Origin of the sequence: Arcticibacter svalbardensis MN12-7, assembly GCF_000403135.1 — a bacterium.
In the GTDB taxonomy this organism is placed as follows: Bacteria; Bacteroidota; Bacteroidia; order Sphingobacteriales; family Sphingobacteriaceae; genus Arcticibacter; species Arcticibacter svalbardensis.
Map to the genome: position 1 here is coordinate 1 of NZ_AQPN01000086.1, position 14900 is coordinate 14900.

Sequence of the window (14900 nt, forward strand, 5' to 3'; positions counted from 1 at the left end):
AAATAGTATCAACAAAATATTGTTTCAGCAACCAAATAAAGTTGTGCAATAATAAGAATTCTGTTCAATGCAATAAAGCAAAACTTTACAATGTGAGTAGTTTTAGATTGATATAGTAATATACCCATCAAGCGGATGAATAGCGGTTCTCTAATTTTTTTTAACGATTTACAAATTGGAATCTTTTCAGCTTGAGCAAAAGAATAATCGCAAAATAACCTATTTTCGGTGTTACTAAAAAAGCGTAAAATAGGTGATTTAAAAGAGTTGACTCACAAGCACTGGTCGTATATACTACAGTTTATCAGTCTTTTAAATTAAATAAAACATTGCTATATAGTGGATTATGATTACATTCGATAATGGCTAATAATCAAATAAAAGAAAATACTAACGAATATTTGAAGCTCCAGATTGCCTTGTCTGATGAAAGTCCCGGTAGATTAATTGAACTTCAAAGATATATAAACAAGCAGAAAATAGAGGGCGTTGTTTATGCTGAAATGTTACAACCCACTGTTAAGACAGGACAAATGGGTATAGGTATTAATATGAATTCGATAGCTGCGACAATAAATGTTTTAGAAGGCTCTATTTTGGAATTGTTAAATTGTTTACAAAAATATGTTGACAACTACACAACTAATATAACTGTAACGACGAAGGAAGGAATTGTCATTGAAATTACACATGGCCGTAGCTTAAAACCAGAACAGTTAAGTAGTATATTAAAAGCACTTAAATAATTGCGCTGACTATCAGTATATAATCAATAAGTTAATAGTTAGTCCACTGAAAAGATGCAATTATCTGGCTGTGAGTTAATTACTGATAAATGATATCTATCCCTTCTTTACCGGACATCATTATTCGAGAAGGATAAAATTAAGCTTATTACGCCATTAATAAATAGTATGAAGAAGCGAATATCCCTTTGGAATCCAGCATACAGATACACAAGAAAACGGATCGAAACTTTGTTTTCTCAACTTTGTGATCACTTATTTATCAAGAAAAATTATGCCAAATCCTTAAATGGGTTATTTACCAGAATGTGTTCTAAAATAAGTAGAATGACATTACTGGTGAGTCAACCGTAGTTAAAGGCAAATGGAGGGGAACCTTAGAATATAATAATGAAAAGGTAGTGTTGAAGCAGGTCGAGCTTGATTAAACTTGGCGGAGAAAAAGGTCAATTACAGGTGCTTTATATTGGATCAAGAAACGGTGAAATAGTGATAATACAAATAACAAAGTGTCCTTTGGTGAATAGCAGAAAAAGGTTATCAATAAAGATAGTTATTAAATGCTTGACTAAATGGTACTAAATGTTAGTGTATTTGTGTACCAAATATTGTACACAATGAAAGGAATAGTAGAAACAACTAGTAGACAATTTAGAGAACGTCAAAAAGATTTTTTTGATATGGCTGATAGTGGGCAAAAGATTGTGATATAGAGAGGAAGCAAACAAGCATACGTACTCACTCCTGTATCAGCAGATGATTTATACTTTACGTCGGAAATGATTGTAAGAATAAAAGAGTCACAGCAAGAGATTAAAGATGGTTAAAGCATTGTTCTTAAAACAAAGAAGGATTTAAACAATTTTTCCGAAAGCCTTTAACGGTAGAATTCTCATATTAAACATGGGTCAAAGTTATCTGTCTTAATTAAAACATGGAGGACAATTTCTGCACTTAAGTGTTATTGACTTAAACATTAAATCTCCGGCTTCTTGCTAAAATGCTCCAGTATCCCGTAAACTTTCCGTCTGAAACGACTGCGCATTGATCATAAAGATGATTAGTTCTCCCTATATGATAAGGAACTCCAATGATATGATCACCTGGAATCAATGTATTTCCTTTCATCGATAGAAGTAAGTGTTCTTCACTTTCAGAGATGATCTCATATTCGGGCTGACCCAAAAAATCGACTCTTTCTGTTAACGCACCTTCAGAGGCTAAAGCCTTATAGCCGCAATCCAGACATACGGTATCAGGAGATGGTTTCGAAATGACTCTTGCAAACAAAATAGCAGCACTTTCAAAAGGTAGCTCCGGAAAAGACCGCTGGTAATGTTCGTCCCAATAGATAAATGTACCGGGACAACATTCAACTTCAGACTGAGCTGCATAGTATTTCAGCGTAGGCGTGCTACCTGCAACAATAAGAAGATTTTTAAAACCTGCTGCTGCGAGCTCTGCGGTCAGACTTTTTCACGTAAGCAAAACACTTGCTGGCTTTTTCAAGGCGTAATGGCTCGTTCTCATCTACAAGATGGCCGTCGTACGCATGAAGCCCAGCAACGGTAATGCTGTTTAGTGTTTCGCAATGCTTAAATAATGAAAAGATTTGATGTTTATCCGAAAGTCCTGTGCGATTCATTCCGACATTAAGATCAATGAAAATATTGATTTTTGCGCCTTGATTTTGCGCCGCAAGATCAATCTGATCCGCAGTTTTAATGTTATCGATCAGACAGGAAAACAATGTTTTCGGATATTCACTCACAAGATTAACGAATCGTGCTATATTCGGGCCTACGGGCTGATAAGCAAGCAGCACATCTGGTGCATCGATCAAAGCCAACATTTCGGCTTCAGAAATAGTTGCGCATTTGAATTTATGAATACCAGCATCCATCATTATTTGCACAACCTGAGGGCATTTATTCGTTTTAACGTGTGGCCGTAATTGGCCTGAGTGCTCAAATAGGTCAATCAGATGCTGTACATTCCTCTTCACAATATCTGCGAATACAACCAGCTGAGGAGATATTATATTTTCAGCGTTTACTATTTTAAAGTTATCATTTTGATTGGTTTTCATAATATAGGGGTAAATTAAAGAAAATGAACAAATCCGTCACGGCTCATACCTCTGCCTTCATCATAAAACTTTGGATATATTTGTCAAAGTTCTGATCCAAGGTAGATACCCGGAGGTAAGCAATTGTTCTAGCCATTATAATTTGATAAAAACCTGTTAAAGGTACTTATTTCATCGAATTATTATTATCGTTTAAAAGAAGGTTTAAATTATTCGTTTAGTACTTTATATCTTAAAATTGAAAAACAATTGAAAATTCATCTGTAATAATTGAATTCATTTCTATATACTAATTCACAATCTAATAGCTCATTTGAATAAATTTATCCTACAGTTATCCTAGTTTCCTTTTTTAAATATATAAGTTTGCGGGCTTTTGGTGTTCCATTGCGAATTCTCTTCGGCTATCATAATTTTTGAATCGCCGATTTCTATCTCGGCATGTCCAAGCTTTTGGCTTCCCCTTTTGAAACAATACTATTGTATGCTAATAGGTTATCTCCTTCTCTTTATAAAACATATAAAAATAGCCCCCTCCATTAAAACCTAAACCCAAGAGAAATATAAGGCATCGTCCCCTCTTTCGAAAACCCAACAGCCCCCTGAATAATAATTAATTCCGCCGGCACCAAATAAATCCCACCTCCATAACCTTCATGCCATTTATCTGATGACTCACCTGGTTGCCATACCCTTCCAATATCATTAAAAGCAGTCAGCCCAAATGTTCCCGGAAATAAATACGAAGTAAAATCAAACAGTTTAAGCCTCAACTCTATATTATGGAACAACATACTTCTTCCATTGAACCTATTGGTATGAAATCCTCGCAAATTCTGCTGTCCACCCAACTGCATCGCCTGATAAAACTGCGGACTCCCTAATGTTGTTCCTCCACCAATCCGGTTGGCAATCACCAAATTCGAATCAGCCATATTGAAATAAAAAGTAAAATCACTCTGCAGTTTAGCATATTCAGCGTGACCATTTCCTATTTCCTTCATCAGCGCTATCCGCGTATTCCAAACAATACCATCATAAGCTAAAACGGCATTCTTTCGCGTATTCACATGAATATCCGAAACTACACCCGCATAAAACCGGTTTCCATAGATCCCCTCTGAAGGATGATCTATAGCATAGGATCGGAAAAACCGTTCCTCATTATTAGAAGCTGAACTCGTATAATATTCTGAAGCTATACCTGCGTCTATTTTTAACACCGGACTAATATTCCTGTTAAGCTTAACCTCGGCACTCACATAATCATACCGATTCCGGTAATAACCAATCTCTTGCTCTTCGCTATTCACAAATACTGATTCATTTCCCCTGCCAAAAAAGTTACTCAAATTATTAGGTCCCAAAGAATTAACATCAATCTTCAGGTCATTCTCACCAATCAGTTTAGTGTATTCTCCCGAATAGTTGAACTTAAAGGATGACCTACCAGTAGAATAGTTCGCCCAAAGCTCATGTTTATAAGCAAAAGGGTCTTTCCTGAAACCCTGCTTCTCCACTAAGATCCCAGCTCTCAGCAAAAGCCCCTGATCGAGATCGTAACTGGCTGCAAATAAAGGCCCTTTCCTATCGTACTTAAAACTGGTTTTATCGTAACTATGCACTGCAGTATCGGCAGAAAGTTTAAGTCGTGCAAGCGAACGCGATGGCAGAGAATCCGGTCCTTGAATACCATCATATACAAATAACTTGCTTTTATTTTCAGTTTGCGGACTAATAGAAAAATTATCCGCATCAGAACCTCCTACCATTCGAACCACGATAGGCGATTTTCCAGAACCTATTACATTAAACCTATTATTACCTTTAAACCCATAAAGTCTGATTTCCTTAGTAACATCCCTTTCAAACGTCCGGTGATAAATCGACCTTCCCTCTTTGCCATCCTTCTTAATATTATAAACGCGAAGTTCCACATCTCCATTATCCCGATATTTCAAGTTAAAAGACTCGTTTTTATCGGAAGCAGGCACTTCTACCGTTTCGGATATAAACTTATAATACGTCGAGGCGGTCTGTGGAAGTTCATCTCTTCTTGCCTTTAAATTGCGGATGACCTCTTCACCAGCTAATGCAAATACAGGATCTGGCCAACGATGAATTGCCTGTCGAATCAAGCTATCGCTGAGGGTCTTCTGCACAAATTGAACTTGCTCAGTCCAGTCCTTCCGACTTAATCCATTTAGAAAATACCGGTCGAAATATCGTGCATTAAAGTTCCAGCCTTTCACATCCCGAAGGGTTTCCGAATAACCCTGCCATCTTGATTTCAGCCACTGGTGCGAAATGATCCAGGGCAACACGCCTGATGTTTTATAAAATACCTGATCTCTGTCCCTTGGTACCGGTACATATTTAGTATCCTTTTTATCCTTGATTTTCTCCCAACGCCATTGATCTTCGTGCCGGTCCCAATCTCCCAGAATCATATCCAGCAATCGTGCCCTTAACACTAGTTTCTGATCCACCTCCGTATCATTATCTTCCTGCACCTTTCTCTGCACTTTAGCCGTATTATCCGTTTTATCCTCATCCACAGGTGCCCGTTCCTCGAATATATATACCGAATTTTTAAAATCCTCCCGATAAGGACCAAGCAAAGGGTCGTCCTCAACGTATACGATCTGAGGATTGGTATGCGGAATTCCTAAAGCCGCTGTTAAAGGTGGAACGGCAAGCGCTCCAAAGGGGTTAATGGCTGAAATTTGATCATGAAGGATACTCTGCGCCACTGTTTTCCGCAGGTTAACAGGCATATTACGTTCGGGAAACTTCTGAATCGTACGGAGTACCCATTCCTTTCCGGTGGCATCTTTTAAGCGCAGGGACTTGGTCTGCATCCCTCCTCCCAATTTAATGATCGTTAATCCGTTATGCTCTTTCGCTAAAGACAGGACCTTGATCTTTACAGGGGTAGCCCAAAGTTTCCGGTAATTACTTCCCAGCCAGAACTCATGGGAAGAACTTACTTTTGCGTACTCTGCTGCGATAGGACGATAAATACTATCCGGACCGGATGCTGGTTGGGAAAAAGCAAAAGTGCTCAGTACCGTCAGACTGAAAAGGATTGAAAACCGCAAACCAGACTTTAACCTTCCCATATTCATCTCTATTTTATTAATCTTTAACCCTTTTTACGGAGGGCTTGTCTGATAGATGATAATTTCATTCCAGGTATTCCACCTTATTCAAATAGTGAAAAATCATCAAATCAAACATAACAAATATTATTACATCGAAGCTATTCATTTAACTAAGATGCAGGATAATTTTCGACAATTTCCTGGCAGATTAACACCCTCTTAAAACTACCCAGATTATTAAATAAGCAGGACTTCCGACTGACCTGAACCGCAGCTTGCTTTCATTCCGAGCGAACAAGGTGCGGAGAAGGTGCGGAGGAGGTGGGTAGAAGGTGCGAAATAGTTCACTTGATGATTACCACAAAAAAAGCACGCTTTACTACGAATAATCCAGACGCACTCATCACATTTTAGCCTGTTATTCAAGCCTTCAAAATATGAATAAAAGAACAAACTTTTTCCCTTATTCTTAGGTTACCCTCCTGAACATAAATACGGAAATCGTTCATCCACCTTATTAAATTGAAAAAATGGCAAATGTTGCGGAACAAGTAGTAGAAATGCTGGTAGAGGCTGGCATTAAAAGAATATATGCAGTGACCGGGGATAGTTTAAATGAGATAAACGACGCGGTGAGAAGAAATGGAAAAGTGGACTGGATCCATGTCCGGAATGAAGAAGTGGGTGCTTTTGCGGCAGGGGCTGAAGCGCAGTTGAATGGACTAGCCTGTTGTGCGGGGAGCTCGGGTCCGGGACACGTTCACCTGATCAATGGGCTTTATGATGCACACCGGTCCGGTGCTTCTGTTTTGGCTATTGCCTCCACCATTCCCACGGGTGAATTTGGCACTAACTTTTTTCAGGAAACCAATACCACCAAGCTTTTTGATGATTGCAGTTGTTATAATGAGCTGGCTACTACACCTGTGCAATTACCGCGCATGCTGCAACAAGCTTTGCAACATGCCGTTCAGAAAAAGGGAGTAGCTGTTATAGGTCTACCAGGCGATGTAACGGCAATGGATGCAGTGGAAAGTCCCGCATCGATGGGTTCCTTCCCTTCCGTGATGGTGATGAAACCTTCAGATTCAGATTTGCAAAAATTTGCAGAGCTCATCCGTACGCATAAAAAGATTGCTATCTTCTGCGGCATAGGCTGTAAAGATGCGCATGACGAAGTGGTAGCGCTTGCCGAAAAGATTAAGGCACCCATAGGTTATTCTTTCCGCGGAAAGATGCATATCCAACATCACAATCCCTTTGAAGTGGGAATGACCGGTTTGCTTGGCCTTCCATCTGCCTATCATGCAATGCATGAATGTGATCTGCTCCTTCTTTTGGGCACTGATTTCCCTTATGCGAATTTTATTCCTAAACATTGTAAAATTGTTCAGGTGGATATAAAACCTGAAGTGATCGGTCGAAGGGCAAAGGTTACATTAGGGCTAGGTGGTAAAATTGAAGATACACTTAAAGATTTGTTGCCGCTTTTGGAGGTTAAACAGGATGCTGATTTTTTAAATGAGCAACTTGAGTTCCATGAGAAAGTGAAGAAAGCAATCCGGGTATATGTGGATAGTCCGGGAGAAAAAGAGTTGATCCACCCGGAATTTGTTTCTGCGGTGATCAATGAGCTTGCGGATGAGGACACGATATTTACTGTTGATACCGGCATGTCATGCGTTTGGGGTGCACGTTACCTGTATGCTACAGGAAAGCGGGAGATGTTGGGTTCATGGAATCATGGCTCAATGGCTAATGCCATGCCACAGGCTATCGGGGCTGCTTTAGCTTGTCCGGGGCGACAGGTTATTGCGCTTTGTGGTGATGGTGGTTTATCTATGTTATTGGGAGATCTGGCTACTATTGTACAATATAAGCTTCCGGTTAAACTGATTGTGTTCAACAACCGTTCTCTGGGGATGGTGAAACTGGAGATGGAAGTGGCAGGCTTACCAGACTGGCAAACGGATATGGCTAATACCGACTTTGCTGCTGTAGCGGAAGCGATTGGGATTAAAGGGTTTTCGGCACATGAACCTGGAGAGGTACGCGAGGCAATTGGCAAGGCTTTAGCTACTGATGGTCCTGCTTTAGTGAATATACTGACGGATCCGAATGCCTTAGCAATGCCTCCTAAAACTGATTTCACACAGATGAAAGGTTTTGCTACTTCTATGACGAAAATGATGTTTAACGGAAAGGTGGATGAGGTAATTGCGATTATTAAGTCGAACTTTAAACATATTGCGGAAGTGATATAGCAATTTAGCTGTTTTCAATATTTGTGATAATGAATTTGCAAGAGGAAATCTGCTAGTCAGCTATGGGCTTAAAGCGGAAAAATTTTTGTAACAGGTATCGACAATTGGGCAAATTTTCGAATAAAAAGCATATATTTCTATTCTCCTATTTGAATATATGACAAAATTTATGTCCCCAACCAATCATCATCATGAACGTTGGTGTTATAATCTCCTCCACGTCAATTGATTGATTTAAAAAATATTACTAAAATTTTCTATAAGAAAAATAATGGGGTCAGGGCTTTATCCGATATCTCGCTGCATGTGCCTGAAGGGAAAATCTTTGGCATCATAGGTGCTTCGGGCGCTGGAAAAAGTGCGCTGATTTGCTGTGTCAATTTATCGGAGCAGCCTACTTCTGGTGAAGTGATCGAGGATGGAGAAAACTTAACAAATCTCCTGCCTGCCCAGCTTACTCAGGTCATAAGGAATATCGGCATGATTTTCCAACACTTCAATTTGTTGTCTTCAAGAACGGTGTTTGACTGTAAGTAAAATCACCTATTTTTTAGCTAACCAGATAAGTGGATGCCTTATGGGAAGATTACGGATTACTTCTTCTAATTGTGGATGATGTTCCAATTTTTCCCAGGTATTGAACCAGTTATCTTGTTTGTAAGCTATTGCCCCAAAAACCAGGGAAGGTTGCGCTACAGGCCAGTTTTCCCAATACATGACGTCTTTTGCGAAAGGCCAGCTCTTCTTGTTTTGTATAAATGGATACATGAATGCTATCCCATTACGGATTGAAAGGCTATCAGCGGTTTGGTAAGTCCACAGATTATCTGTTTTATTGGACAGAATCTGACAGAGAGTGACCATAGCATCCAGATTAAACAAGGCATAACCATAGGGTTTAGTTCGTTTCAATTCGCGTGGAAAGCTCCCATCCTTTGCCATTTGAAGTGGTAATAATATCGTTTTATATCGATTGCTACAGAATTCCAAAAGCTCTTTATTTCCGGTAAGTTTGGCAAATGAAGCAACCTGCATGACCCAACAGGTTCCATGATTATTCTCTGCATTCATTTCATCTTTACCATACTGATGGCTGGTTAGCCAAGTGAGATACTGTGAAAACCAGTTTTTCAATCCTTTTAAATCAGCAGTACCGATTTTACCGGATGATTGCATAACGAGGATACCTTGTGCTACCTCCATCAACTGAATGGTATCAATAATACCTATTCCTCGTCCAGAAAATCGTCCCATAATGGCCTGAGCGTACAAAAGATTGGGATTCATTAACGTTTCATCATTTATAAACCATGCCTTCAAATGTTTGAGGGCATGGCTGACATATTTTGGATCATCGGTAATTTTGTATGCGGAAGCCAATGCTCCAATAATTTTACTAAAGCGGATCATCGCTTGCCTATGAGCAACAAAATTAGCAGGATTGGTTAGGCCGTCCTTTTGAATATAAGGGCCTGATGGATTTAAAGAATCGGGCCACCAATAATCGCCTTCTGAGTAGAAGTCATGTTTACCTCCTGCACTCCTCATTGATGATTCTGCTGTTACCGTTACAGGCTGTTGCTGAAGTGCCCAAAGTGCCTCCTCCATAATTTGCTTGCGCAATACTTTGGTAACTTGTTGTTTATCATCACCTGCGTGAGAATATGTTCCAACGCCTAAGAGCATAAAAAGAAAGGAACTAAAAATGAACAATTGTCTCATGAATTTTTACGAAAGGACTGAATAGTTATTTTTTCTTACTTCTTAAAAGTGCTTCCAGGTAATAATAATCTGCATAATTAATGGGTACATCTATTTCACTTTTCGCGGGACGGTGTCCTGTACTATGATCCAGAATAAAACCACCTTTTCCATTAATTGGTGCATGGTATGATTTACCTAAGCTGCTTAAAATAATATCCGCTTTCTTTTTGTAGAGCGGCAACTTAGCATATCCAGCTAATTCATACAGAGCTGAGGCTGTAATAGCTGCTGCTGATGCATCCCGAGAGGTATTGGGTATTGTAGGGTCGTTATAATCCCAATATGGCACAAGGTCTTTAGGCAAATTTGGATTGTTCAAAATGAAGTTTGCAATATTTTGGGCTTGATTCAAGTAGAGCGTGTCTCCAGTTTCCCGATAACATAATGTAAATCCGTACAGTGCCCATGCTTGTCCCCTAGCCCATGCTGATTCATCTGCATAACCTTGATGGGTCATCTTTTTACGTACTTCACCTGTTTCTGGATCATAATCAACGACATGATAAGAACTGTAATCAGCTCTGAAATGATTTTTAAGCGTAGTGTTCGCATGAGAAACCGCTATTTTATAAAAAGAAGAGTCACCGGTAAGTTTGGTGGCTTCAAACAAAAGCTCCAGGTTCATCATGTTATCAATGATGACAGGATATTTCCACTGATCGTTATGATGGTCCCATGAACGGATCAATCCTACTTTGGGGTTGAAACGGGTGGATAGTGATTTAGCGGACTGAATGATAACATTTTTATATGTTTCATCATGAGTTAAACGGTAGCCGTTTCCATAACTGCAATACATCATGAAACCTAAATCGTGGGTTGTGATGTTAAACTGCTCCTTATCTAATTTTACAGTAAATTCTTTTGCTTGTTCCAGCCATTTCTTGTCGCCTGTATATTCAAACAGATACCAGAGCTCGCCTGGAAAGAATCCACTTGTCCAATCTCTTGAGTTGACTATTTTTAGTTTACCGTTTTCAAATGTTCGTGGGGAAACCTGATCAGGTTTCACGTCCGCTTTTTTAATCTCTTGCAGCATATAGTCCGTTTGCTTTTGCGCAAAAACGAACTCCTTTTTAACGTTTACTTTCTGCGCATAAATAGTATTAACAAAAAGCAACAAGAGCAGGCATAATGGATATTTCATAATTAATGGGTTTATAAGTCTAAAAATACGGTTTTTAAATCCTTTATCGCAGCAGCAATTGTACTACTGCCTTCATGTAGCTTCACCTGAATAAGGGCTCTGCCATTATATAATTGTAACAATCGTGATCCTGTAGATCTGCCTTGATTGTCGATAAGCATACCATTGGAATTGGCCATTTTACGGGAGGCATCAAGTTGGTGCGACAGGTCATTCAGCTCCTTCATGAAAGTTCGGATCTTCTGTTGATCAAACTCAGGAAAATCACCTAGCCAGTCATTTTCATTATCCAAACCCCAGATGATTACGGCAGGATGATTGTAATGCTGCTCTATCGTATTGGTTAACATGCGACGGGCTTGTTCCTTATAGATTTCGCCACCTAAACCACCCCTACACCAGGGAATTTCCTCCCAGACCATGATGCCTAGACTATCGCAAAAATTCAATACGATGGGCGACTGCTGATAATGGGCCAGACGGATAAACGGAATGGCGTTTTTAAATTGCTTTTCAAACACGTCTGACTTTTTAAAGGCTTCTACCGCTTCCGTTACATCAACCGTCCACTCATCATATCCCCCTTTATGTGTGCCAACTTTTGTATTATAAATATAAACCTCTGCCTTTTGTCCTGCACCTTCAAAGTGCAACAATGTGCGACCGCCTTTGTAAGGGTTATTCAGGACGAGATTGGTACGATACCATCCAGGTCCCTGATGATAGTTCACATCCGGATCAAAAGCATCCTGTTCGTTAAAACAATGCGGCAGATTTACCTTAGTCCAAAGGGGAACATTTTCAGGATTACCTGCGGTAACAGGTCGTACAGCTTCCCAGATCCCTCCTAAATCTTGTCTAACGAACTCCCATCCGGTAATCAAACGCTTACTCTGCTTTCCAAAACCAAGTGATACAGAACAAAATACCAGCAGTAAAATCAATATTTGTCTCCTCACCTGAAAATAATTAGTTTTTAATAAGTTGTAAAGCATTTAAAACAGGTTGCCCTTTTATTACTTTAAATGTAATTTCAATTCCCTTGCCATTTGTTATCGTCAATTTAAATTCCTCTGAACCGGCAGTAAGGGCACCATACTTTTCCTTTGGACTAAAACGCTGCAAAACAGGAACATCATTAATGAACACATCAAAGATCCGTTCCTCTACTTTTTCGGATTGTGATGAGTTATCCAGATTGTAAGCCAATGCTTCTTTTACATCAGCACTTATCAATTCAGCAAAATGTAACACCAGATTGTAGTCACCATCAGGAACGTCTAATTTGTACTTTTTAATGCCTATATTCTGTGTCTGATAGATGGGATCTCTGTCCGTTCCAATGATATTTCTATCCGTTCCATAACTTTGACGCGCATTACCTTTCATTTTGAAGATCTCTCCCCCTATATGTCCCCAGCCACCAGGTTGGTACACCTGGTCTGGAAGCCATACCGCTTTTTCGTCCTCATCTATATAAATCCGCTTAGCACCCAATAGCACATGAAGCTGATCAAACACCGGACCTTTGGCAAATACGCGGGGTATGCAAGTAAAATTGATTGTGGCCACATCTCTGTATTCTTTTCCACCTACTTTTATGAGCGCTTCAACGGTATTCAATCCATTCTTAAATGGTACCTGCCAGATAAAGCGGTTTGACGGGGTCTTAGCACCTTTTAGAAACTCGCCATTCAAGAACAGACTTACATCATCAGCATTAGAAAATACTTCCAAAGGCTGGGTACTGGTATGGGAATTAAGATCCTGACTTAAAGCAGCAGAATTATGGGTAACTCTCGAAGGTTTTTTACTAGTCTGAGTATTACTTAACTGACTTATTTCAGTATCATCACTGATACCTTTTAATGCTTGTGTGTTAGTTCGTGATACTGTACTATCTGCTAAACCTCCTCTTAATAACCAGTTTGATATTTTAACATAGGGTGTTTTAAGTAAACGAGACTGGTAAAATCGATACAGATCTTTAGGTTGTCTGTCTAGAGTCAGCAGTCCTTTGTTATTAATATGAGGCATTGTTTCTTCGCGACTTTCAGAATTAAAGTCAGACAGGTTCCATATCATACCAGCAGCAACAAAAGGGCGTTCCTGTATAGTTTTAAGATAGTATTCATGAAAATCAAGCGAATACTCCATACTCTTATCAAAGCGTTCCGGAGTTAAAGAATGGATTCGAGGGTCTGCATCTGCACCATACTCAGTAACCATGACCGGCTTTTCAGGAAATTCTTTATGATGTTGGTCAAGGAAATCAGCGAATCCCTTTATATTTCCAGAGTACCAACCCTGATATAAATTCCAGCCCACAACCATTGGTATTTCTATTAAACGTGTTTGTTTGTACCGCTTAAAATCGCCGTGATTGGAGATCATTGTATACCGTGATGGATCCTCTTTACGGGTTAAGGAATCAAGCTGTTCGGCAAGCCGGGTAATATGATCAAAGTAGATCTGTTGCCGTGGTTTATCATCTGTAAATTTTAGTCTCAATAAGACTTCATTCATATAAGCCCATAAAATCACGCTTGGATGATTATAATTCTGACGAATCATTTCAACCTGCATGTCTTTACAATGCTGATAAAAGGCTTCTGATTCGGTAATCGCGTTTACAATTGGAATTTCAACTGAAGTCAGAATGCCTAGTCTGTCGCAGCTTTCCAGTACCGCAGGATCCTGTGGATAATGGGCAACACGAAGAAAGTTTGCCCCCATCTTTTTCAATAATTTAATATCATTGACATGATAGGCATTGGGTAATGCATTGGCCATGGCTTTAAAATCCTGGTGACGGCTCGCTCCTATTAACTTGTACGGCTTTCCGTTTAGATAAAAACCACTTGCCGCATCAAATTTAAACCAGCGAAATCCTAAAGGATTGCTTACTAAATCTAGTACCCTTTTTGTTTTGGCATCTACTATCTGGGTGATAACCGTATACAGGTAAGGGTTTTCGGGACTCCATAATTGTGGATTAACGATTGCATCAATCTGCTGATTGTATTCCTCTTCTGCTCCTGCTTTTAAACGAACCTGAATACTCTTTTTCGCTATAACTGCTCCCTTATGATCTTTAATTAAATTGGTAATAATCAACTTTCTCCATGATGAGGACTGGTTAATCAGCTGACTCCTGATATGAACAGATGCCGTTTTTGCAGATACAACAGGAGTGCTCAGGAAAACACCATTAGCCGCACGATTGAAACTAAAATGCACGGGATTTGCAGTGACTACATAAACATCACGGTAGATCCCACCAAAAAAGGTAAAGTCAGCAGATAAAGGAGGAATGTCCTCATTGAACTTATTATCTACTTTAACTAAAACTTCATTTTTTGTCCCATCTTGAAAATTAAGGAAGGGATCTATCTGCAGACAAAAACGAGTATAACCACCAACATGACGTCCGGCTTTTTTCCCGTTCACATACACTTCAGTTTCCTGATTAGCTCCCTCAAAATAAAGGAATATTTTTTTACCTTTTAAGCCCGGGTGTATGGTTATGTTTTTTTTATACCAGCCTACACCTCTGTAGTAACCGGGTGTATCATCTGTTACATCCTCTTTATTCCAGCTATGCGGGATATTTACTTTAGTCCAAATACTTTTTTTAAGCCCTATACTGTCTTTTGCAAAAAGCCATTCTCCATTGAAGCTTGTCACTAATCGACCTTCTTGTGCCGATAATGTTGCACTCATCAGTAGGATAAAAAAACAAAGAATACTTTGTGGCCCGATTTGCTTACAATATATTTTCATAAA

General features: G+C 39.4%; 10 protein-coding genes. 3 read left to right on the plus strand and 7 right to left on the minus strand.

What is annotated here, in order from left to right; genetic code table 11:
* Window positions 1-362 precede the first annotated feature (362 nt).
* Complete coding sequence (locus tag ADIARSV_RS11395; RefSeq protein ID WP_016195671.1) at window positions 363-746, plus strand: hypothetical protein; 384 nt, start codon at window positions 363-365, stop codon at window positions 744-746.
* A 969-nt stretch (window positions 747-1715) separates the two neighbouring features.
* On the opposite strand, the gene ADIARSV_RS21900 is transcribed toward ADIARSV_RS11395, so the two are convergent.
* The 3 genes from ADIARSV_RS21900 to ADIARSV_RS11405 all read right to left on the minus strand — a co-directional run bounded on the left by ADIARSV_RS21900 (window position 1716) and on the right by ADIARSV_RS11405 (window position 5957).
* Entirely contained in the window at window positions 1716-2036 is a 321-nt protein-coding gene (locus tag ADIARSV_RS21900; protein WP_016195672.1) for a type III PLP-dependent enzyme domain-containing protein, read from the minus strand.
* 148 nt (window positions 2037-2184) lie between these two features.
* A complete protein-coding gene (locus ADIARSV_RS20650) occupies window positions 2185-2835 on the minus strand; it encodes an alanine racemase (protein WP_016195673.1) in 651 nt (216 codons plus the stop codon).
* Window positions 2836-3374: 539 nt separating this feature from the next.
* Complete coding sequence (locus ADIARSV_RS11405; RefSeq protein ID WP_152439852.1) at window positions 3375-5957, minus strand: BamA/TamA family outer membrane protein; 2583 nt, start codon at window positions 5955-5957, stop codon at window positions 3375-3377.
* 512 nt (window positions 5958-6469) lie between these two features.
* On the opposite strand from ADIARSV_RS11405, the gene ADIARSV_RS11410 reads away from it, so the two are divergent.
* Together ADIARSV_RS11410 and ADIARSV_RS11415 are read left to right on the plus strand one after the other, a co-directional pair.
* On the plus strand, window positions 6470-8203 hold the full coding sequence (locus ADIARSV_RS11410; RefSeq protein ID WP_016195675.1) for a ubiquinone-dependent pyruvate dehydrogenase: 1734 nt from the start codon (window positions 6470-6472) through the stop codon (window positions 8201-8203).
* Between the two features lie 225 nt (window positions 8204-8428).
* Entirely contained in the window at window positions 8429-8740 is a 312-nt protein-coding gene (locus tag ADIARSV_RS11415; RefSeq protein ID WP_016195676.1) for an ATP-binding cassette domain-containing protein, read from the plus strand.
* Between the two features lie 6 nt (window positions 8741-8746).
* Here the strand turns inward: ADIARSV_RS11415 and ADIARSV_RS11420 are convergent, their stop codons facing one another.
* From ADIARSV_RS11420 to ADIARSV_RS11435, 4 genes are read right to left on the minus strand one after another with little or no spacing between them, the layout of a single operon-like run.
* On the minus strand, window positions 8747-9925 hold the full coding sequence (locus ADIARSV_RS11420) for an alginate lyase family protein (RefSeq protein ID WP_016195677.1): 1179 nt from the start codon (window positions 9923-9925) through the stop codon (window positions 8747-8749).
* Window positions 9926-9950: 25 nt separating this feature from the next.
* Window positions 9951-11114, minus strand: a complete 1164-nt coding sequence (locus ADIARSV_RS11425; RefSeq protein ID WP_016195678.1) for a glycoside hydrolase family 88 protein — start codon at window positions 11112-11114, stop codon at window positions 9951-9953.
* A gap of 11 nt (window positions 11115-11125) precedes the next feature.
* Window positions 11126-12073: a glycoside hydrolase family 2 TIM barrel-domain containing protein gene (locus ADIARSV_RS11430; protein WP_016195679.1), complete on the minus strand. Its 948-nt coding sequence runs from the start codon at window positions 12071-12073 to the stop codon at window positions 11126-11128.
* A 10-nt stretch (window positions 12074-12083) separates the two neighbouring features.
* The gene (locus tag ADIARSV_RS11435) at window positions 12084-14837 is read right to left on the minus strand and encodes a glycoside hydrolase family 2 TIM barrel-domain containing protein (protein WP_160166659.1); all 2754 of its coding nucleotides are present in this window, start codon (window positions 14835-14837) and stop codon (window positions 12084-12086) included.
* Window positions 14838-14900: the final 63 nt, after the last annotated feature.

Bases quoted from the DNA above. Each gene is read 5' to 3' on its own strand.
- ADIARSV_RS11395 (WP_016195671.1), top strand. From the start codon at position 363: ATGGCTAATAATCAAATAAAAGAAAATACTAACGAATATTTGAAGCTC.
- ADIARSV_RS20650 (WP_016195673.1), bottom strand. From the start codon at position 2,835: ATGAAAACCAATCAAAATGATAACTTTAAAATAGTAAACGCTGAAAAT.
- ADIARSV_RS11405 (WP_152439852.1), bottom strand. From the start codon at position 5,957: ATGGGAAGGTTAAAGTCTGGTTTGCGGTTTTCAATCCTTTTCAGTCTG.
- ADIARSV_RS11410 (WP_016195675.1), top strand. From the start codon at position 6,470: ATGGCAAATGTTGCGGAACAAGTAGTAGAAATGCTGGTAGAGGCTGGC.
- ADIARSV_RS11420 (WP_016195677.1), bottom strand. From the start codon at position 9,925: ATGAGACAATTGTTCATTTTTAGTTCCTTTCTTTTTATGCTCTTAGGC.
- ADIARSV_RS11425 (WP_016195678.1), bottom strand. From the start codon at position 11,114: ATGAAATATCCATTATGCCTGCTCTTGTTGCTTTTTGTTAATACTATT.
- ADIARSV_RS11435 (WP_160166659.1), bottom strand. From the start codon at position 14,837: ATGAGTGCAACATTATCGGCACAAGAAGGTCGATTAGTGACAAGCTTC.